At 72.0% G+C, this 20,244-nt stretch carries 16 protein-coding genes; 9 read left to right on the top strand and 7 right to left on the bottom strand.

Annotated elements, in window-relative coordinates; translation table 11 throughout:
- Positions 1 to 77: 77 nt before the first annotated feature.
- Together ACFY04_RS23020 and ACFY04_RS23015 are read left to right on the top strand one after the other, a co-directional pair.
- Positions 78 to 749, top strand: a complete 672-nt coding sequence (locus ACFY04_RS23020) for a hypothetical protein (RefSeq protein ID WP_389119209.1) — start codon at positions 78 to 80, stop codon at positions 747 to 749.
- Between the two features lie 110 nt (positions 750 to 859).
- The gene (locus tag ACFY04_RS23015) at positions 860 to 1,078 is read left to right on the top strand and encodes a DUF6458 family protein (RefSeq protein ID WP_301366384.1); all 219 of its coding nucleotides are present in this window, start codon (positions 860 to 862) and stop codon (positions 1,076 to 1,078) included.
- Here ACFY04_RS23015 and ACFY04_RS23010 read toward each other — a convergent pair.
- Positions 1,071 to 2,192 carry a glycosyltransferase gene (locus ACFY04_RS23010; protein WP_389119207.1) on the bottom strand — a complete coding sequence of 374 codons (1,122 nt, stop codon included), beginning with the start codon at positions 2,190 to 2,192 and terminating at the stop codon, positions 1,071 to 1,073. The two genes, ACFY04_RS23015 and ACFY04_RS23010, sit on opposite strands and share 8 nt — an antisense overlap.
- Positions 2,193 to 2,347: 155 nt before the next feature.
- Between ACFY04_RS23010 and ACFY04_RS23005 the strand changes: the two genes are divergently transcribed.
- Positions 2,348 to 3,574, top strand: a complete 1,227-nt coding sequence (locus ACFY04_RS23005; RefSeq protein WP_389119205.1) for an RNA-guided endonuclease InsQ/TnpB family protein — start codon at positions 2,348 to 2,350, stop codon at positions 3,572 to 3,574.
- Between the two features lie 63 nt (positions 3,575 to 3,637).
- Here ACFY04_RS23005 and ACFY04_RS23000 read toward each other — a convergent pair whose 3' ends face one another.
- Complete coding sequence (locus tag ACFY04_RS23000; RefSeq protein WP_373041164.1) at positions 3,638 to 4,177, bottom strand: WcaF family extracellular polysaccharide biosynthesis acetyltransferase; 540 nt, start codon at positions 4,175 to 4,177, stop codon at positions 3,638 to 3,640.
- 95 nt (positions 4,178 to 4,272) lie between these two features.
- Here ACFY04_RS23000 and ACFY04_RS22995 point away from each other — a divergent pair, with 95 nt between their 5' ends.
- Positions 4,273 to 5,796, top strand: coding sequence for a hypothetical protein (locus ACFY04_RS22995; protein ID WP_389119204.1), 1,524 nt, complete (start codon positions 4,273 to 4,275; stop codon positions 5,794 to 5,796).
- Between the two features lie 226 nt (positions 5,797 to 6,022).
- Here ACFY04_RS22995 and ACFY04_RS22990 read toward each other — a convergent pair whose 3' ends face one another.
- From ACFY04_RS22990 to ACFY04_RS22980, 3 genes are read right to left on the bottom strand one after another with little or no spacing between them, the layout of a single operon-like run.
- Positions 6,023 to 7,276 carry a hypothetical protein gene (locus ACFY04_RS22990; protein WP_389119202.1) on the bottom strand — a complete coding sequence of 418 codons (1,254 nt, stop codon included), beginning with the start codon at positions 7,274 to 7,276 and terminating at the stop codon, positions 6,023 to 6,025.
- Positions 7,273 to 9,039: a lipopolysaccharide biosynthesis protein gene (locus ACFY04_RS22985; protein WP_389119201.1), complete on the bottom strand. Its 1,767-nt coding sequence runs from the start codon at positions 9,037 to 9,039 to the stop codon at positions 7,273 to 7,275. The genes ACFY04_RS22990 and ACFY04_RS22985 overlap by 4 nt, the downstream gene beginning before the upstream one ends.
- Positions 9,036 to 10,247, bottom strand: a complete 1,212-nt coding sequence (locus ACFY04_RS22980; protein WP_389119328.1) for a glycosyltransferase — start codon at positions 10,245 to 10,247, stop codon at positions 9,036 to 9,038. The genes ACFY04_RS22985 and ACFY04_RS22980 overlap by 4 nt, the downstream gene beginning before the upstream one ends.
- 149 nt (positions 10,248 to 10,396) lie before the next feature.
- Here ACFY04_RS22980 and ACFY04_RS22975 point away from each other — a divergent pair, with 149 nt between their 5' ends.
- Positions 10,397 to 10,900 (top strand): adenylyltransferase/cytidyltransferase family protein, encoded by a 504-nt coding sequence (locus ACFY04_RS22975; protein WP_389119199.1) that lies wholly within the window; start codon positions 10,397 to 10,399, stop codon positions 10,898 to 10,900.
- On the opposite strand, the gene ACFY04_RS22970 is transcribed toward ACFY04_RS22975, so the two are convergent.
- Positions 10,881 to 11,603, bottom strand: a complete 723-nt coding sequence (locus ACFY04_RS22970; RefSeq protein ID WP_389119197.1) for a CDP-alcohol phosphatidyltransferase family protein — start codon at positions 11,601 to 11,603, stop codon at positions 10,881 to 10,883. The genes ACFY04_RS22975 and ACFY04_RS22970 overlap by 20 nt on opposite strands.
- Before the next feature lie 114 nt (positions 11,604 to 11,717).
- On the bottom strand, positions 11,718 to 14,027 hold the full coding sequence (gene glgX, locus ACFY04_RS22965; RefSeq protein WP_389119196.1) for a glycogen debranching protein GlgX: 2,310 nt from the start codon (positions 14,025 to 14,027) through the stop codon (positions 11,718 to 11,720).
- Positions 14,028 to 14,209: 182 nt separating this feature from the next.
- Between glgX and ACFY04_RS22960 the strand changes: the two genes are divergently transcribed.
- From ACFY04_RS22960 to ACFY04_RS22945, 4 genes are all read left to right on the top strand, one after another.
- On the top strand, positions 14,210 to 15,430 hold the full coding sequence (locus tag ACFY04_RS22960) for an Ig-like domain-containing protein (RefSeq protein ID WP_389119327.1): 1,221 nt from the start codon (positions 14,210 to 14,212) through the stop codon (positions 15,428 to 15,430).
- Between the two features lie 138 nt (positions 15,431 to 15,568).
- The gene (locus tag ACFY04_RS22955; protein WP_389119194.1) at positions 15,569 to 17,839 is read left to right on the top strand and encodes a choice-of-anchor A family protein; all 2,271 of its coding nucleotides are present in this window, start codon (positions 15,569 to 15,571) and stop codon (positions 17,837 to 17,839) included.
- A 180-nt stretch (positions 17,840 to 18,019) separates the two neighbouring features.
- Complete coding sequence (locus ACFY04_RS22950; RefSeq protein WP_389119193.1) at positions 18,020 to 19,255, top strand: Ig-like domain-containing protein; 1,236 nt, start codon at positions 18,020 to 18,022, stop codon at positions 19,253 to 19,255.
- Positions 19,256 to 19,338: 83 nt separating this feature from the next.
- On the top strand, positions 19,339 to 20,106 hold the full coding sequence (locus tag ACFY04_RS22945; RefSeq protein ID WP_266379608.1) for an enoyl-CoA hydratase/isomerase family protein: 768 nt from the start codon (positions 19,339 to 19,341) through the stop codon (positions 20,104 to 20,106).
- Positions 20,107 to 20,244: the final 138 nt, after the last annotated feature.

Here is a 20,244-nt window from a genome sequence, read left to right as displayed (position 1 = left end):
CCGCCTGACGGCGTGCGGGGTCCGGCTCTCTGTGGCCGGGCCCCGCTGCACACCCCCTTGAGTACGGGAGCCATCCGATGTACCGACGCTCCGCAGCGGCTGCTGTCCTGCTGGCCGCCGCCCTGACGCTGACCGCCTGCAGTTCGGGCGGGGACAAGGCCGACTCCGGCGCCGAGCCGAAGCCCCCGGCCTCCTCGTCGGCCCCCGACCCGGCGGATGCTCCGCAGCCGTCGACCGACCCGAACGCGAAGCCGACCGGCCCCGTCCTGCCGGACGCGAAGCTCACCCCGAAGACGGGCAGCTTCACGGCGGAGGAGAAGAAGTACCTGAGCGGGCGGGTCCCCGACAAGGTGGACCCGGCGTCCGTGCTGCAGGGCGGCCAGGACGCCTGCCAGCGGGTGCAGCGCACCGCGAAGCACGACAAGGACGCGGCGACCGGAGCCGTCATCACCGGCGAGATCCCGGGCGCCAAGGACGCGATCACCCTCCTGTGCCCGGACCAGAAGCCGATCCTCGCCGCGGCGGAGAAGGGCTTCCCCGAAGGCCCCCGGACCTCGCCCGCGGCGGGCAACTACCGGGCGCTCACCCAGGCCACGAACTGCACCTGGGAGGCCAAGGGCAAGGACGGCGCCACCCTTGCCTCGGGCCCGGAGACCCCGCCCAAGGCGGGCGACAAGATCACGGCGACGATCCCGGCCGGCACGGCGGAGTTCAACTCCACGGGCTGCTACGCCTGGATCCCCGCGTAGCCGACCGACAACGCCCCCGAGGACCGGACTCCCGGCCCCCGGGGGCGTTTTCGTACCCGGAACCCGGGTACCCGCGCGGTCAACAGTCACGACAGCGGAAGGCGGACCCCATGGGCATCGGCGGATGCATCGTCCTGATCGTGGTGGGTGCCATCCTCACCTTCGCCAGCGACTGGGAGCTGGAGAGCGTCAACCTCGACCTGGTCGGCCTGATCATGATGGCGGTCGGCGGAATCGGCCTCGCCGTGTACACGAGCATCTACAAACGCCGCCGGACCACGGGCGGCGCGATCCCGGTGGTGGACGACCACCGCCGGGACGTCATCTGACGCCGCGGATGCCCTCGTAGACCGGGAGGAGGGTGTCCAGGACGGCGTCCATGGAGAAGGACTCCGCGGCCAGCTTGCGGGCCGAAAGCGAGGCCTCGTGGTTGGCCGCCGGGTCCAGGAGGTCCAGGACGGCGGCGCAGACGCCTGCCGGGCCGGGGTCGACCGCGTGGCCGGCGCCGGTGCGGGCGATGTCGCGGGCCAGGCCGTTGGAGTGGGTCACCACCGCGGGGACGCCTACGGAGAGGGCTTCCAGTACCGACATGGGGAACGGCTCGTCCACCGACGGCAGCACGTAGACGTGGGCCCGGCGCAGCTCCGTGAGGACCTCCGCGCTGGAGAGGGCCCCCGGGACCGTGAACCGGTCGGTGAGGCCCAGTGCCCCGATCCGGGCCCGTACGGCGGCCAGCTCGCCCTCGTCCGGGCCCGCGACCACGAAGTGCGCGTCCGGGTGGGCGGCGAGGACCGCCGGGGCCGCGTCCACGAAGTCCACCGGCCGCTTACGGGCCTGCAGGCGCGCCGAGTACAGGATGCGCGGCGGACCGCTCAGCGGGGGCCGTTCCTCCTGCGCCGGGGTCCCGTTGACCAGGCGGACCGCCTGCGCCAGGGGCGGCGCGCCGACCACCGCGTCCAGCCCCTCCCGCTCGTGCGGGGTCAGGTACAGCACCGCGTCCGCGCCGCGCAGCAGCCGGCGTACCGCCACCGCGTCCAGCACCTTGGCCAGCAGCTTCTCGCTCGGGTCCACCATGCCGTGGGTCTGCAGCACCAGCGGCTTGCCCGCCCGCAGCGCCGCCAGGGCGACCGGCAGCGTCACCAGGTCCCGGGCCAGGTGGACGTGTACGACGTCGGCGTCCCGCACCAGCCGGCCGGCCGAGGACAGCAGGGCGGGCGAGGTCATCCCGCTGAAGCCGAGGGGGAGCAGCCGGCGGGCCGGGAACAGCTGCGCCGGAACGCCCTCCACGGACGTCGGCCACTGGTCGAAGCCCTCGCCGAGCGCAACCAGCCGCGCCTGGTGGCCGCGGCCCAGCAGTCCCTTGGCCAGGTTCAGCGCGACCCGCACCGGTCCGCCGAAGGCGTGCGAGGGGGAGTGCAGGGTGACGGCGTGAAGGATTCTCATCGGTGCGCTCACCGGATTTCTCGCAGGAGGCCCCGGCCTTCAGGCCGGGGAGGAATGGGCCCTTGGGGCGGAGGCACGGAGCGCCGGAGGTTGGTTCGCATCTGCTCTGACGTGCTCTTTCGGTTGTTGTCAGTGGTCGGGGATAGGTTGTTGGGATGGCGACGGCAGGGGTAGCGGGGGATGCCGGGCATGCCCGGTGGAGCTTCCGCGTCCGCGTGTCGTCCACCGCGCTCGCCGTCCTGATGGCGGAGTGGGACCGGTGCCGGTGGAGCTGGAACGAGTGCTGCGCGAAGTCGAAGCAGACGCATCTGTGGAACAAGGACCGGCCCAAGGGGACGGACAAACGGACCTGCGGCCCGGCGCAGCTCGACAAGATGTTGACCGAAGCCCGAACCGGGAACACCTGGCTTCGCGAAGGGTCCTCGGTTCAGCAGCAGTTGATCCGGGATTTCGGGAGGTCCCGGGCCAAGGCGCAGAAGGACATCAAGGACCGGTTGCCGATGCGGCAGCGGGCCGGGATGCCGAAGTGGAAGGAGAAGCGGGAAGCGCTGCCGTCGCTCAACTACACCAAGCGCGGCTTTCGGTTGAAGGACGGCCGCTTGTACCTGGCGGGCGGTATCGCCCTGACCGTGGTGTGGTCGCGGAACCTCGCGGCCGACCCGTCCAGCGTGCGTGTCTATCAGGACAGTCTCGGGCACTGGTACTGCTCGTTCGTCGTCCCCGCCGAGGTCGAGCCGCTTCCGGAAACCGGCGCGGTGATCGGCGTGGACTGGGGTGTGAAGGAGACCGCGACCACCACCAGCGATGCCCACGACCTCCCGCACGCCGAGCACGGCACGAAGGCCGCCGTCGGCCTCGCGCGCTATCAGCGGATGATGGCCCGCCGGAAACCGGCGAAGGGTGAGCCCGGGTCGAAGGGCTACCGGGCGGCGAAGAGGCGAGTCGCGAAGCTGCACAAGAAGGTGGCCCGGCAACGCCAGGACGCCGGCCGCAAGTGGGCCAAGTCCGTCGTCCGCGACCACGACGCCCTGGCGGTAGAGGACTTTCGCCCGAAGTTCCTCGCCAAGTCCACCATGGCCCGCAAGGCGGCCGATGCGGCGATCTCCGCGACCAAACGTGAGCTGATCGCCATGGCACGCAAACACGGGCGCATCGTCCACCTGGTACACCCCGCGCACACCACCATGGACTGTGCGCAGTGCGGAGCGAGAACCAAGCACGCACTACCTCTCTCAGAACGAACGTATGCCTGCACCGTGTGCGGAGCCGTATCCCCCAGGGACAAGAACTCCGCCCGCGTGATGCTGGTCCGGGCTGGTCTCAACCCGGCTAGTGCTGATCGTGTAGGACCGGGTGGGGCGCTGCCCCGCCTGGCAGCGTGAGCTAGAAATCCCCACATCAGCCCTGGAGGGTGAGGAATCCCCTCCCTTCAGGGAGGGGAGGATTCAATTGGGCTCCTCCACCGGGCGGCGGTGCCCGTCCTGGGTCTGCAGGGTCAGTGCGGGAAGGTTCTTGTGGACCACCGAACCGGCGCCCGCGACCGCGCAGCGGCCCACCGTGACCCCGGCGAGCACGGTCGCCCGTACCGCCACCCACGCGCCGTCCTCGACCACGATCGGGGCGTTGCGGTAGCGGAAGTCGGCGGCCCGGTGGTCGTGCGAACCGGTGCACAGCATGGCCTCCTGCGAGACGCACACGTTCGCCCCGATGGTCACCGGCTCCAGGTTCAGCAGCCAGGCGCCCTCACCTATCCAGGTGTGGTCCCCGATGTCGAGCTTCCACGGCCACAGCACCCGCACCCGGTGCCGGATGAGAACACCCTCGCCGATCTTCGCCCCGAAGGCCCGCAGCAGCGCCACCCGCACCCGCGCCGGACAGAACCAGCTCATGAACAGCGTGTTCATCACGGCGAACCACAGCGCCTGCGTCAGCAGCCCGCGGCCCTTGTCGTACCCGGCCAGCGTGAAGGAAGGAAGATCCCGCAACTGTCGCCCCCGTCTGCACTCCGCCGCCGCCTCCCCGGGCGTGGCCCGCTCAGACTAGACTGCCCGCGGACCAGGCACATCGGGTGGGGGCGGCAGTGACGACGGACATACACAAGCCCTCCGCAACGCCCGCGAAGCGGCCCGCTCCGTCCCCCTTCGAGGACGAGAGCCTGTGGGGCCGGGCCACCCTCCCGCGCACGCTCCTCTCGCGCGCCCTGTCCGTCCCGCTCGCGCTCGGATTCACCGTCTTCCTGCCGCTGTTCGTCGCCGTCCAGACGGGCGCCGGCGCCCGCGACGCGGCCTTCTGGCTCCAGCTGCTGCTCACCATGTACGCGGGCGCCCGGCTCTCCGCGATGGTGCTCACCAGCCGCCGCAAGCTGCTGCAGGGCTCCTTCTGGCTCTTCGTCTACATGGCCATGGGCGTGGCCCCGCTCGCGCAGGCCGTCCTCGGCCAGGTCCCCACGCCGGTCGTCGGCCCGCGCTCCGACCTGACCATCGCCATCGGGCTCGTACTGCTCGGCTGCACGGCCTTCGACGTCGGCGTGCTGCTGGCCCGGCACCGGCCGGCCGGGCGCGCGGGCGGCTCCCAGAAGGCGTCGAAGCCCGTCATGGCGCACCGGCGCCGACTCCAGCTCCTGACGATCCTGTCGTTCCTCTGCAGCGCCGTCTTCATCATGAAGCTGGGCGGCCCGGCGGTCTTCTTCTCCAGCCGCCAGGAGATCATCGCCGGCATCGAGGAGGCGGGCGTCTCCAACGGCGACGGCCAGGCCGGCCAGGCCCTGCTGCGCGGCTTCGGCACCGTACCGGCGCTGCTCGCGCTGCTCCTGTACACCCGCTGGCTGATCACCTCGAAGTTCGCCCGCCGCAAGATGTCGATCATCGTCACCTGGGCGGTGCTCGCCGGCCTGAACCTGATCGTCAACAACCCGATCTCGAACCCGCGGTACTGGTTCCTGACGGTCATGTTCGCGCTGCTGTTCACCGTCTTCCCGGTCAGCGCGGCGATGTACCGGGTGGCGCTGTCCATGGCGGTGGTCGTCGCGCTCCTGATCTTCCCGTTCGCGGACCGCTTCCGCTACGACGAGAAGAACTACCGGCCGGTCGAGACCACGTCCTTCCTGGAGCCTATGGCCCTCAAGGACTACGACCAGATCGGCATGTTCGCGAACACGATCACCTTCTCGAACTCCGGCCCCGGCCACTTCTACGGCCGCCAGCTCGCGGGATCTGTCTTCTTCGCGGTGCCGCGCGCGGTGTGGCCCGGCAAGCCGCGGGACACGGGCGTGATGGTCGGCCAGTGGATGGGCACGGTCAACACCAACCTCTCCTCTCCGATCTGGGCGGAGCTGTGGCTGGACTTCGGGCCGCTGGGCATGGGGGCGGGCCTGCTGGGCATGGGGTACGCCTCGGCCCGCGTCGACCGGCGCTACGCGAAACGGGCCACGCGGAGCAGCCCGCCGGGGAGCCTGATCTCGGTGGTGGTCCCGCTGGTCGCGGGCTACTCGTTCATCCTGCTGCGCGGACCGCTCCTGCAGGCGTCGGGGCGTGTGGCGATCGCGGCCCTCTGCCTAGCGCTGGTCGCGACCTACCGCACGGACAAGTCCACCACTTTGCGCTAGCCGCGCCGCCGGTGCGGGGTGCCGCCCGAGCCCGTCCGCTCCACCGCTTGCTTCCCGGGGCTCCGCCCCGGACCCCGCGCCTCAACGCCGGCGGGTCTGGATTTTCAGCCCGTCCGGCGTTTGAGGACCGGGTCCGGGGCGGAGCCCGGTACTTCAGCCTCGCCGGCGTTTGAGCCGCGGGTCCGGGCAGCGCCCGGGAAACGGCGAGAGGCTCCGCGCGAGCGGGTCAGGCGGCAGCCACGGGTTCGTCGTCGCGCGAGGCGGCGCCGGCCGGGAGGCGGGTGACGCGCCACCAGGCGGCCAGGGCCTTGAGGGCCGAGCCGGCCGCCAGGCCCCACGCGGCGCCCGCCACACCCCACACCGCGTACCCGCCGAGCAGCAGTCCCACGGACAGCAGCGAGAAGACCACCTGCAACGACAGCGTGGCCTTCGGGGCGAGCACCCGCAGGGTCAGCAGCGCGCACGTGCCGAGCCCCATCACGGCGTACTGCGCCCCCGTGGCCGGCAGCAGCGCGGACGCGCCCGCCCAGGTGCCGCCGAGCAGTTCCCGGCCCAGCCGGTCCGGCAACAGGTACAGGGCCGTGGCCCAGCCCGCGCCGACCGCCGCGAGTACGAGTCCCAGCGCGGCCGTGGCCCGGACCGTGGCCCGCTTGCCGCCGAGCCGCCCGAGCACCGGCGGCCCGAACGCGTTCGCGGAGTTGAACAGCACGTTCAGCGGCCCGAAGAGCGTGGTCGCACCCCGCAGCGCGCCGACGGCCAGCGGCGTCGCGAAGACGCCGAGGCCCAGGACGGCGAGCTGGCTGGAGCCGTTGCCCACCGCGAACTCGACCACGAACCGCTGACCGAGATGACCCCGCCGCAGGTACGGCCGCAGGTCGCCGCGTACGCCGCGGACGTACGGCCGCAGCAGCCAGAGCCCCACGCCCAGCGCCGGCAGCGCGGAGAGCCCCCACGCGAGCACCAGCCGCCCCGCCGAGGCCCCTTCGGGCTGCAGGGCCAGCGCCGCGACCACGCACACCAGCCGCAGCACGTCGGCGGCCAGCGCCCGCTGCGGGGCGCGCAGCGCGGAGAAGCAGTACCGCAGGCCGTCCTGGAGGAGCACCAGCGGCAGCACGAGGCCCAGCGCGAGGAAGGCGGTCCCGGTGGCCCCGGGGAGCGCGAGGCCCACCACCAGCAGCAGCGCGCCCACCGCGGCCGACGCGGCCGCGGTGAAGCCCACGGCCGAGCGGCATTCGGCGCCGAGCTTCCCCCAGACTTCGTCCGGGGGGACCCCCTGGCCCTTCTCCAGCACCAGGCTCTGGCCGACGTAGGCCATGTTCAGTCCGAGGAGCACGCTGAAGGTCACGTACACCATGGAGAAGTCGGCGAACCCGGACGCCGAGGACAGCCGGGCGGCCAGCACCAGCACCAGGATGTTCGTGGCGCTGGACGCGGCCTGGTCCAGGACCGACGCGACGGCGGCGAGGCCGCGTCGGCTCATCTGCGGCCCATGCGGACGGTGCGCAGCGCGACGGTGTCGGTGCCGTCACCGGGGATGTGCTGTTCGGGCTCGGCCACTTCGTACGGGATCGGCTGGGGCTGCGGCACGGGCCGCCCGGGCTTCGAGGAGGTCCCGGGCCCCGCGGCGGGGCCGGTGGGGGCCGGGCCGGCCTTGTCCTTGCCGCGGCCGCGCTTCTCGCCGGGCAGCGGCGCGTGCAGCACCGCGCCGAGCACGGTGCCGCCGGCGCCGCTGATCAGCTCGCGGATCCGGGACAGGTCGGTGCGGTGCACCGCGCGCGGGTCGCAGACGACTAGGACGCCGTCGACGCGGTCGACGAGGGCCAGGGCGTCGGCGTAGGAGAGCACGGGCGGAGCGAGTACGACGACCGTGGAGTTGGGGGAGTCGGCCTCGGAGATCAGCCGGGTGGCGCGGGCCGAGGTCAGCGAGCGCGGGACGTTGCGCGCCCGCTCGCCCGGGATGAGGTCGAAGGATCCGGACTCCCCGGCGTCCACGACGAGCTGGCGCCCGTCGGGCCATTCGGTGTCCGAGTGGCGGCCGCCCTGGTTCGGGCTGCCCGGGGTCTGGCTCCAGCGCGGCCTGCCGCCGGCGTCCGTCGGCAGCTGGCTGGCCAGGACCGGGGTGCGCAGGTCGGCCTCGATGAGGAGGACGTCCTTGCCGGTCTCCGCGAAGGAGGCGGCGAGGTTCACGGCCACCGCGGCGGCGGTCTCGCTGCTGCCGCGCGGGGCGACGACGAGCAGGCGGCGCCGGTCGGCGAAGCGGGCGTCGTAGGCAAGGCGGAAGGCCACCGAGCGGTACTCCTCGGCGAGCCGGGGATCGGCCTCACCGGCGGCGAGCAGCGGTCCGCCGCCCGTCCGGTCCCGGGGCAGGTAGCCCAGGACGGGGGCGCGCAGCGCCCGGGCGACGTCGCCCTCGGAGCGCGGGGCCGGATCGAAGACGAGGCGGACCCAGGCAGCCAGCAGGCCGAGGGCGAGGCCCACGGCGGCGCCGAGCGCGAGGGACATCAGGATGCCGGGACCATCGGCTCCGGGGGGCGCGGTCGCGGCGCTGGTGACGCGGCCCGGGGTCATGTCCAGGGCCTCAAGCTTGGTGATCTTGGTGTTGTACCCGCCGACCTCGCTCTGCAGGTCGGTCTTGGAGGAGCTGGCGGCGTCGCGTCCGGCGCCGGCCGGCATCCGGGCGATCTCCTTCGCCAGCTCGTCGAGCTGCTTGGCGATCGGATCGCGCTGCTCCTTGTAGCCCTTGACCATCTTGTCGCGGGTGGCGTCGAGGGACTCCTGCCGCTTCAGCAGGTACGCCTCGGTCATCGCGTTGGCGCGCTTGGCGGCCTCCTTGGGGGAGTCCGCCGTGTACGTGAAGCGCAGGACCATGGTCTGCGGCGGGTTGGTCACCTGCAGACCGCTGCGCAGGGCCGCGAAGCCGGACGCGCCCACGCCGAGCTTCTTCGCCGCCTCGTTGGCTATGGAGGAGCTGAGCGCGACCTGGCGCTCCGAGCCGATGTTGATCGCCTTGTCCGGGGCGAGGCTCGGGTTGAACGGGTCGTCGGTGGGGGCGCGCAGGACGACGTCGGCGGTCGCGACATAGGTGTCGGCCGTGGAGATGCCGAGGTAGACGCCGCCCAGCAGACCGATCCCGATGCCCGCGCCGATGAGCCTGCGGTAGCGCAGGAGCTGCCGGAACTGATCCCTGAGGAGATCGGGTTCGTCGTCGGCCGGTGCCGCTGCAGGGCGGTTCGTCTCGATCACGGCCGGGGTCCCCCAAGTGCTTCGTCTATCAGTGCGTCGATGCGGGCCAGGCCCGCTTCGCGGCTCAGATGGGCCGCCACGTGGCGGGGTCCGGCCGCTCCCAGTGCGTCCGCGCCTTCAGGGTCCTCGGCCAGGGCCCGTACGGCCTTCAGCAGGGCTTCGGGGTCCTCCGGCGGTACGAGTACCCCTGCGCCCGAGCGTTCCACTTCCTGGGCGGTCCCGCCCTCCGCGGCCACGGAGGCGACGACGGGCCTACCGGTCTGGAAGTACGAGGTCAGCTTCGACGGGACGCTCATGTCCAGCACGGCGGCGTGCTGCGTGACCGCGAGAACGTCCGCCGCCGCGAGGATATCCGGGAACTCACCGTCAGCGGCAGGGGGGATGATGTCCAGATTCGGCACATCCGCCGCGAGATCGGACAGAGCCGCCCGCTGACTGCCGTCGCCCATCAGGACGAACCGGACGCTCGGATCCAGCCGGGCGGCGCCGACGAGGACTTCCAGGCCCTGCTTGAGGCCCATGTTCCCGGAGTGCAGGACGACGGTCTCGCCCGGGGCCCAGCCGAGGTGGTGGCGGGTCTCGCCGCGCGGCTTGGTGGGCACCGGCACGTGCGACCAGTTCGGGACGAGGCGGATCTTGCCCGGGTCGACGCCCATGCCGACGACCCGGTCCACGAAGGTCTCGTGGATGACGCCGACGAGGGTGGCGCGCTTGAGGGCGTAGGCCTCGGCGCGGCCGGCGATCGCGGCGGCCTTGTCGCCGCCGCTGATCCCGCTCTGCGCGGCGGCGGCGCCCATCAGGTCCTGGACGACCGGGATGTACGGGACCTTCCACCGGGCCGCGAGCCGGGCGGCGAGCACTCCGCCGGCCAGGCTGGGCATCTGGGCGAGGACCGCGTCGGGCTTGGGCATCCGGGGCGGGGCCACGGCCCCGTGCAGCAGAATCGATCCTTCGAAAAGGGCCCGCTTCACGGCGGTCTGACGCGGCGGCACGGTGTGCGCACGCCGGTGCACGGTGACACCCGCGCGCTGTTCCGTGCGCCGGAACGCCCCCTTGTACTCGGGCTCGAGCGACCATGCCGGGTAGTGCGGCATGCCCGCCAGGACGTGCGTCTCGTGACCGAGATCCGCCCAGTGCTCCGCGATCTGGGTGGCGTACGGGCCGATCCCCGCGTGCTCCGGAGCGTAATTGGTGGAAACCAGCAGCATGCGCCGCTGACCGGATCTGGACACCGTGCGTCCCCTCTTCCCCTGGATGATGCGCACGTCACCCTATTCGTTCACCCGCATGGTGCGGAACGTGCACGCTATTGTCTGCTAATCCGCTACACCGGGGGGTGTGGCTGCTGGGGGTAAAGATGACGGAGCACGACATGTCCGACCTTGCCGCGCCTGCGCGCAGGCCGTATCGAGTCGGCTATGCGCCCGGCGCCTACGATCTGTTCCACATCGGGCATCTCAACATCCTCCGGCACGCCCGGAGTCAGTGCGACTACCTGGTCGCCGGAGTGGTCTCGGACGAGATGGCCGAACTCGCCAAGGGGCGCCGCCCGATGATCCCGCTCGTCGAGCGGCTGGAGATCGTGCGCAGCGTGAAGTACGTCGACGCCGCCTTCGTCGAGACGGTCCCCGACAAGGTGGAGACCTGGAAGCAGGTCCGCTTCGACGTCATCTTCAAGGGCGACGACTGGCGCGGCACGCCCAAGGGCGACCGGCTGGAGAGGGACTTCGCCGCCCACGGCGTCGACGTCGTGTACTTCCCCTACACCGTGCACACGTCCAGCACCCAGCTGCGCCGGGCACTGGACGCGCTCGCGGCACCGGCCCAGGCGCCGGGCCAGGTCACCGGCGAACGGCGCTGAGCTCCCGGAACCACTTCGCGAGGAACGCCAGCAGGAACAGCGCGGCGACCACGCCCAGTCCCGCGTACGCCCAGACGAACAGCTTTCCGCCGCCGAGCAGCAGGAACACCAGGCAGAACACCCCGTAGTCCACGGGCAGCAGGGCCACCGCGCGCGCGGTCGACGGCGCGGCCGCCGGGCTGCCGGGGGCCGGCTTCGGCTTGAGCTTCTCGGTCAGCAGCCCGCCGAAGAAGGTCACCACCGCGGCGAACTGGAAGCCCAGCGGCACCAGCAGCCAGCCGTCCGCGCCCGTCCCGTACGCGTCGGGGAAGCGGTAGAAGGCGATCAGCACGCAGGAGTGCAGGGCGGTGAGCTTGGCGGCGTCCACGACGTGGTCGAGCCATTCGCCGGCCGCGCTGCCGCCGCCGCGCAGCCGGGCCAGCTGCCCGTCGGCGGAGTCGAAGGCGAAACCGACGGCCAGGGCGGCCCACACCGCGATCCCCAGCCCCCACGAGGGGGCGGTCAGCGCGACCGCGGCCACGGCGGCGAAGCTGAAGGCGGCACTGATCAGCGTCACCTGGTTCGGGGTGAGCTCCAGCGCGTACGAACCGGCGGCCAGGTACCGCCCGGTGGGCCGGTTGACGAACCGGGAGTACAGCGACACCCCCTTCGCCGACTTCTGCGCCCCGCGCAGTTCCTGCAGCGCGGTCGTGACTCTGCCCATGCAGGGACCCCCTCCGAGACGATGTCGAACACATCATCGCAGTACGAACGAGTGAGCTGGTTCCGGATGTCGGGTACGTCCGGAACCAGCAGCACGGACCGGCAGGTCCGCCGCTCAGCTCACCACCCTCAGCAGCAGCACCGACCGCGCCGGGACCGTCAGGGTCTGCCCGCCGCGGTGCCGGGTCCGGGGAGGATCGGACTGGGCCTCCAGGGAGGTGTCCAGGACCACCTCGTACACCTCCGCCCAGGGCGCCTCCGGCAAGGACCACGCCACCGGCCGGTCCCCGGTGTGCAGCAGCGCGAGGAAGCTGTCGTCCGTCACCTGCCGGCCCCGCTCGTCACGGCCCGGGATGTCCCGCCCCGACAGGTACATCCCCAGTGAGGAGGCCGGCGCGTACCAGTCCCGCTCCGTCATCTCCGCGCCCGCCGGGGTGAACCAGGCCAGGTCCCGCAGCCCGTCCGCGCCCTGCGAACGCCCGGAGAAGAACGCCCGCCGCCGCAGCACCGGATGGGCGTGGCGCAGCGCGATCAGCCGGGAGGCCAGGGCGAAGAGCGACTGCCAGGCCGGATCCTCCAGCAGCGACCAGTCCACCCAGCCCGTCTCGTTGTCCTGGCAGTACGCGTTGTTGTTGCCGTCCTGCGTCCGCCCGAACTCGTCCCCGGCCACCAGCATCGGCACGCCCGTGGACAGCAGCAGCGTGGTGAGCAGGTTGCGCAGCTGGCGGCGGCGCAGCACGCCGATCCGGGGATCGTCGCTCTCGCCCTCCGCCCCGCAGTTCCACGACCGGTTGTCATTCGTCCCGTCCCGGTTCGCCTCCCCGTTCGCCTCGTTGTGCTTGCGCTCGTACGACACCAGGTCGCGCAGGGTGAAACCGTCGTGCGCGGTCACGAAGTTCACCGAGGCGTACGGCCGCCGCCCGCCCCACGCGTACAGGTCGCTGGAGCCCGACAGCCGGTAGCCGAGATCCCGTACGTCGGGCAGCGCGCCCCGCCAGAAGTCCCGTACGGCGTCCCGGTAACGGTCGTTCCACTCCGTCCACAGCGGCGGGAACGCCCCCACCTGGTAGCCGCCCGAGCCCACGTCCCACGGCTCGGCGATCAGTTTCACCCGCCGCAGCACCGGGTCCTGGGCGATCACCGCGAGGAACGGCGACAGCATGTCCACGTCGTGCATGGACCGGGCCAGCGCCGCCGCCAGGTCGAAGCGGAAGCCGTCCACTCCCATCTCGGTGACCCAGTAGCGCAGCGAGTCGGTGATCAGCCGCAGCACGTGCGGGCGCCCCGCGTGCAGGGTGTTCCCGCAGCCCGTGTAGTCGGAGTACCGCCGCTGGTCGGACTGGAGCCGGTAGTAGCCCCGGTTGTCGATCCCGCGCAGCGACAGCGTCGGGCCCAGCTCGCCCGCCTCCGCCGTGTGGTTGTAGACCACGTCGAGGATGACCTCGATCCCGGCCGCGTGCAGGGCCCGGACCATCCGCTTGAACTCCCCGACCTGCTGCCCGGCCGTACCGCTCGCCGAGTACGCCGCGTGCGGGGCGAAGTAGCCGATCGAGTTGTAGCCCCAGTAGTTGCGAAGCCCCCGGCGCAGCAGATGGTCCTCGTGCGCGAACTGGTGCACCGGCAGCAGCTCGACCGCCGTCACGCCCAGCCTCGTCAGGTGCTCGATCGCCGCCGGGTGGGCCAGGCCCGCGTAGGTGCCGCGCAGTTCCCCGGGAATGCCCGGATGGCGCATCGTGAAGCCGCGCACGTGCAGTTCGTAGATCACCGAATCGGCCCACGGGGTCTTCGGCCGGACATCGTCCGCCCAGTCGTCGTCATCGTGGACGACCACGCCCTTCGGGACGAACGGCGCGGAGTCCCGGTCGTCGCGCACGGTGTCCGCGATGTACTGCTGCGGCCAGTCCCGGACGTGTGCGTACACCTCCGGGGGCAGGGTGAAGTCCCCGTCCACGGCCCGCGCGTACGGATCCAGGAGCAGCTTCGCCGGGTTGTAGCGGGCGCCCGTCCAGGGATCCCAGCGGCCGTGCACCCGGAATCCGTACCGCTGCCCCGGGCGTACGCCCGGCACGAACCCGTGCCAGATCTCGTGCGTGTGCTCCGTCAGGGTGCAGCGGGTCTCGGCGCCGGCCTCGTCGAAGAGACACACCTCCACCGCCTCCGCGCCCTGCGCCCACAGGGCGAAATTGGTGCCCGCGGTCCCGTCCGGACCGTGGTGGAACCGGGCCCCCAGCGGATGTGAGGACCCCGGCCACACCGGCGCCCCCGGGCGCGCGTGCACCCGTAACGCCTGGCCCCTGGCCTGGCCGTTCGGCCGCTCCTTCGGTCGGCCGTCGGTCTGCGGTACGGGCGCGGCCCGGCCGCTCCGCACCGCTTCCGCGGCATTGCTGACGGCTTCCACCGCCTCCTGCTCGGCTGCGCTCGACACTGCCCGCCTCCACGGCTCCTCGGTACCGGCGGGGGTAGGGGAGAGTGCGGCCCCGGCGTCCCGGCCTGGGCCCGCCCCCGTCTGGTCCTTCACACTGTTCTGCCCGGACAGTTCTGCCCGGAACGTGGCCCGCGCTCACGTTTCCCCCGCAGCGCCCGGTCGTTGGAGGGATCGTGACACTTCTGACGAGGCGGGCAGGGGCGGGCTTGGCCGCCGTGGCGGCATGGGCGGGCCTGCTGGGCGGCCTGGCCGGATGCACCCAGGACGGCAGGGCCCCGGTCGAGATCCAGCTGCCCGGCAAACCCCGCTCGCCGGACGAGGCCATCCGCATCACCCCCGACGACAACGCGAAGGGGGTCCCCGCGGACGGACGGCTGTCGGTCACCGTGCCCGAAGGCCGCCTGGAGCGGGTCGTCGTCACCAAGGTGGAGGACGCGCAGCAGGAACAGGTCCCCGGCGCCATCGCCGACGACGGGCTCAGCTGGAGCCCCGACCCCGCGTCCGGACGGCTCGCGCTCGCGGCCAAGTACACCGTGGACGCCGTCGCCCTCGACGGGCACGACCGCCGCCAGGCCCGCCACACCACCTTCACCACCTTCGTTCCCGAGGAGCGGTTCATCGGCTACTTCAAGCCCGAGAACCGCTCGACCGTCGGCACCGGCATGATCGTCTCCTTCCGGTTCAGCCAGGCGATCGAGCGCCGCGCCGAAGTGGAGCGGGCCATTTCCGTCACCTCCGACCCGGGCGTACAGGTCGTCGGCCACTGGTTCGGGCGGGAGCGGCTCGACTTCCGGCCCAAGGAGTACTGGAAGTCCGGTACCAAGGTCACCGTGAAGATGGACCTGCGCGACATCGAGGGCGCGCCCGGCGTGTACGGCATCCAGGACAAGTCCGTCGGCTTCACCGTCGGCCGCTCCCAGATCTCCACCGTGGACGCGGCCGAGCACACCATGGAGGTCCGCCGGGACGGGCAGCTGGTGTCGACCGTGCCGATCAGCGCCGGGGCGCCCAAGACCACCACGTACAACGGCAAGATGGTGGTGATGGAGATGTTCGACGTCACCCGCATGAACGGCCAGACCGTCGGCTTCGGCGGCGAGTACGACATCCCCGACGTCCCGCACGCCATGCGGCTCACCTCCTCCGGAACCTTCCTGCACGGGAACTACTGGTCCAGCCCCGACACCTTCGGCACCACGAACGTGAGCCACGGCTGCGTGGGCCTGCGCGACGACAAGGGCGGCGGCTCCGACACCCCGGCCGGCTGGTTCTTCGACCGGACCCTCGTCGGGGACGTGGTGCAGGTCGTGAACTCGCAGGACAAGACGGTCGCCCCGGACAACGGGCTGGGCGGCTGGAACATGTCCTGGGCGGACTGGGTCGCCGGCTCCGCCATCGCCTGAGCACGGGCGCGGCCCCGCCCGGGAGAGTGATCACCGTGATCGAAATGCCGTAGCGCAGAGTGTCCCCGCCGCGCCCCGCCGAAGCCCGCCCCCAGCCTGTCAGGGCACATCAGGGCAGCAGGCAACGGACGGAGCGTCATGTCAGCAAGGAACTGGCCCCTCGGGCTCGCGATCGGAGCCGTACTGGCCTCCGCCGCGCCCGCGGCCTTCGCGGAGGGTCCCGGTGGCGACCGCCCGGCGGCGGTCGCCAGAGCTCCGCTTCCCGGGGGACTGGGGCCCTGCGTCCCGGGAGACTGCCCCGACCCGTACCCGGCCATCGGCACCGACGGCATCCCGCAGGGCCGGGACAACGGCATCAACATCTTCGCGGGGGGCGACTTCCGGGTCCGGGGCCGGGCCTCCGAGGCCGAGGGCCGGCTCGTCGTCCTCGGCGACTTCGACCAGGACAAGCAGGCGGGTGGGGACAGCCGCTACAACGTGGGCATCGTCGGCGCCGGATCGAGGGTGCCCCCGCCCGTCGGCGCCGACTTCCTCACCACCGGCGGCTCGGTCACCGTCGCGTCGGGCGAACGCCTGCTCGCCGACGGCGGTGTGGTCCGGTACGCCGGCTCCGTCTCGGGCACGGTGACCGGCCGCCCGGTCCGGGACCCGGCCGCCGTCACCCCGTACGCGGGGCTGCGCGACCGGCTCAGCGCCGCCAGCCAGTGCTACGCACGGGTCGACGGGCAGCCGCGCCGGGCCACCGGCACGGCCGTCAACAACGGCTACGAGACGCTCTTCACCGGCGACGGCACCTCCTCGCTCCAGGTCTTCAACGTCGACGCGAACCTGGTCGGCAACGGGGGCGGCCAGCAGGGCATCCGGTTCGCGCGGGTCCCGGACACGGCCACCGTGCTGGTGAACGTCCTGGGCGCCACCCGCACGATCAGCACGTACAGCGGCGGCATCCAGGACACCGCCCCACTCAACGCCTACCGCGACCGGCTGCTGTGGAACTTCCCGGACGCCACCACCGTGAACCTGACCGGCGGCGGCCAGTTCCAGGGCAGCTTCCTCATGGGGCAGCAGTCCTCGGAGACCACCGTCACCCTGCCCGGCATCAACGGCCGCTTCTTCACCACCGGCTCCGTCACCCACGGCAGCAGCACGACCGGGGGCGGCGGTCAGGAGTTCCACGCCTACCCGTTCAACGGCGACCTGCCCGAGTGCGGCGGCCCGGCCCCGGTGACCGGCACGGTCTCGGTGTTCAAGCGGGACGCGGGGACGGGCGTGGCGCTGCAGGGGGCGCGGTTCGAACTGTGGCGCGAGACGAACGGCAGGGACGGCCTGCAGGACACCGCTCCGGGCGCCGACACCCTCGTCGCCGAGTGCACGACGCCGGCCTCCGGCATCTGTGAGCGGACCACCGAGCCCGGTACGTACCACTGGCGCGAGAGCGGGGCGCCGTCCGGCTACGACCTGGACGACACCGTCCACGAGCTGACCCTCACCGCCGCGAACGCCTCGGCCGGGGTCCGGTACGAGGCCGGCAACCGGCGCACCACCGAGCCGCCGGACGCCGCCCGGGTGGTGCTGCGCAAGACCGACCGGGCCACCGGCCTCCCGCTGGCGGGCGCGCAGTTCGAGCTCTGGCGGGAGAGCAACGGCTCCACCGGCCTCCAGACGGACCCGTCGGGCGGCGACACCCGTCTCGACGGGGCCTGTGTGACGGACACCCGGGGCACCTGCACGGTGGAGCTGCCGATCGGGCACACGTACTACTGGCGGGAGACCGCCGCCCCCGTCGGGTACGAGACCCCGGCCGACCCGGCCACCCGGTTCGACCTGGACCGGGGTGATGTGGCGGACGGCATCGTCGTCGACGTCGCGAACGCCCCGGTGAGCGAGGAGTACGAGGGCTCGATCCGGGTCGTGAAGCAGGACGCCAGGACCAAGCGGCCGCTGCGCGGCGCGGTCTTCGAGCTGTGGCAGGAGACCAACAGCATCCCGGGCCTGCAGACGCGCGGCGGCAACGCCGACCGCCGGGTCGCCCCGGGCTGCACCACCGACCGGACCGGCGTCTGCGACTTCCGCCCGCTCCCCGAGGGCTGGTACTACCTGGTCGAGACGGCGGTCCCCGCGGGCTACGTACTGCCCGCCGACCGGGTCACCGGCCCGCTGCGCCTCGACATCGGCACCCCCGACCGGCGCATCGTGGTCACGCTGCGGAACAAGCCGGCCGACCACGGCAAGGACGACCACGGCAAGGGCAAGGACCCCAAGCACCCGAAGGGCGACCACGGGAAGGGCAAGCACCCCCAGCACGCGAAGCACCCGAAGGGCGACCACGGCAAGGGCAAGCACCCGAAGCACCCCCAGCACTCCAAGCACCCGAAGCACTCCAAGCACTCCAAGGGCCCCCGGGCCTGACCCCTCGGCGGCCGCCCCCTCGGGATTGGCCTGATCACCTCCGTGCCCCTGGTCACGGGGGTGGCCGCCGCGGCACTTCTCCGGGCAGTTGGGACGGAACGGTGACAAGACCGTGGCTCATCGTGATCCCCCCGTGTGATTACCTGTCGACAAGCGCGCGACAGTCCGCGCGCGGGGGACATGGGGAGAACACGAGTGAACCTGCAGCCGATACGCGGCCGCGCCCGCACCGGCCTGCCGGCCCTTCTGTTGGGGGCGGCCCTGCTGTTCACCACCGCGTGCAGTGGCGGTGGCAACGGCGGCGGCAGCGGTGGCGACAACGCCGGGGGTGGCGGTAAGACCGGTACCGAGGCCTCCAAGGCGGTCGTCAGCGTCAAGCCCGACGACGGGGCCAAGGAGGTCGCGACCAGCGGCGTCCTGAAGATATCGAGCACGGGCGGCAAGCTCAGCACGGTGACCGTGGCGGACACCAAGGGCAACGCGGTCGAGGGCAAGCTCGCCGCCGACGGCGCGACCTGGGAGCCGGTCCGTCACCTGGCCTCCGCCACCGAGTACAAGGTGCACGCGGTCGCCAAGGACGAGGCCGGCCGGGAGTCCGCCAAGGACACCTCCTTCACCACCCTGACCCCGACGAACACCTTCGTGGGCCACTACACGCCCGAGGACGGCGCCACCGTCGGCGTGGGCATGCCGGTCTCGATCAACTTCACCCGGGGGATCACCAACCCCGAGGCCGTCGAGAAGGCCATCACGGTCACCGCCGAGCCGGCCGTCCAGGTCGAGGGCCACTGGTTCGGCAACGACCGCCTCGACTTCCGCCCCGAGAACTACTGGGCCGCGGGCACCAAGGTCACCGTGAAGCTCGCCCTCGACGGGGTCGAAGGCCGCCCCGGCGTCTACGGCAAGCAGACCCGTACGGTCACCTTCACCGTCGGCCGTTCGCAGGTCTCCACGGTCGACGCGAGCACCAAGCAGATGGAGGTCGTCCGTGACGGCCAGGTGCTCAAGAACGTCCCGATCACCGCGGGCGCCCCGTCGACGACCACGTACAACGGTCAGATGGTCATCAGCGAGAAGTACAAGGTGACCCGGATGAACGGCGCGACCGTCGGCTTCGGCGGCGAGTACGACATCGCCGACGTCCCGCACGCCATGCGCCTGTCGAACTCCGGCACCTTCGTCCACGGCAACTACTGGGCCTCCTCCGGCACCTTCGGCTCGGCGAACGTCAGCCACGGCTGCGTGGGCCTGCGTGACGAGCGCGGCGGCGGCGACTCCGACGCCCCGGCGGCCTGGTTCTTCAACGAGTCGCTGATCGGCGACGTGGTGGTCGTGAAGAACTCGAAGGACAAGCAGATCGCCCCGGACAACGGCCTCAACGGCTGGAACATGCCGTGGGCGGAGTGGATCAAGTAGTACGCCGCCCACGCGGTGAGGGCCCGGTGCTGTGACCCACAGCACCGGGCCACTTCACGTTAACCGGCGCTAACCTGGCCCGTATGACCCTCTCTCTCGAAGTCTCCGAAGGCGTCGGCACCATCCGTCTGGACCGGCCGCCCATGAACGCCCTGGACATCGCCACCCAGGACCGGCTGCGCGAGCTCGCGGTGGAGGCGACCGACCGGGCGGACGTCCGCGCGGTCATCATCTACGGCGGCGAGAAGGTGTTCGCGGCGGGCGCGGACATCAAGGAGATGCAGACGATGGACCACGCGGCGATGGTCGCCCGGTCCCGCGCGCTCCAGGACGCATTCACCGCCGTCGCCCGTATCCCCAAGCCCGTCGTCGCGGCCATCACCGGCTACGCGCTGGGCGGCGGGTGCGAACTCGCGCTGTGCGCCGACTACCGGATCGCCGCCGACAACGCCAAGCTCGGCCAGCCCGAGATCCTGCTCGGCCTGATCCCGGGTGCGGGCGGCACCCAGCGGCTGTCCCGGCTGGTCGGACCGTCCAAGGCCAAGGACCTGATCTTCACCGGGCGCATGGTCAAGGCCGACGAGGCGCTGACCCTCGGCCTGGTCGACCGGGTGGTGCCCGCCGCCGAGGTGTACGAGCAGGCGCACGCCTGGGCCGCCAAGCTGGCGCAGGGTCCGGCGATCGCGCTGCGCGCCGCCAAGGAGTGCGTGGACGCGGGTCTGGAGGCCGACATCGACACCGGTCTCACCATCGAACGCAACTGGTTCGCGGGCCTGTTCGCCACCGAGGACCGCGAGCGCGGGATGCGCAGTTTCGTCGAAGAGGGCCCGGGCAAGGCGAAGTTCGTCTGAGCCGGAACCTCGGCCGAGGACCCCGGTCCTCCCTGTGGGTGGATTAGCCAGGCCTTAAGACAGCCTTAAGGGGAATGAGTGATCCACTTGCTGTGATCACTTCCGTGCGGCGTGTCACTGCAGGTCAAGGTATGCGCC

This window comes from Streptomyces sp. NPDC001549 (assembly GCF_042894025.1).
Taxonomy (GTDB): Bacteria; Actinomycetota; Actinomycetes; order Streptomycetales; family Streptomycetaceae; genus Streptomyces; species Streptomyces kutzneri.
Note: the sequence above shows the minus strand (reverse complement) of the source record. Positions and strands in the feature narration are given on the sequence as shown.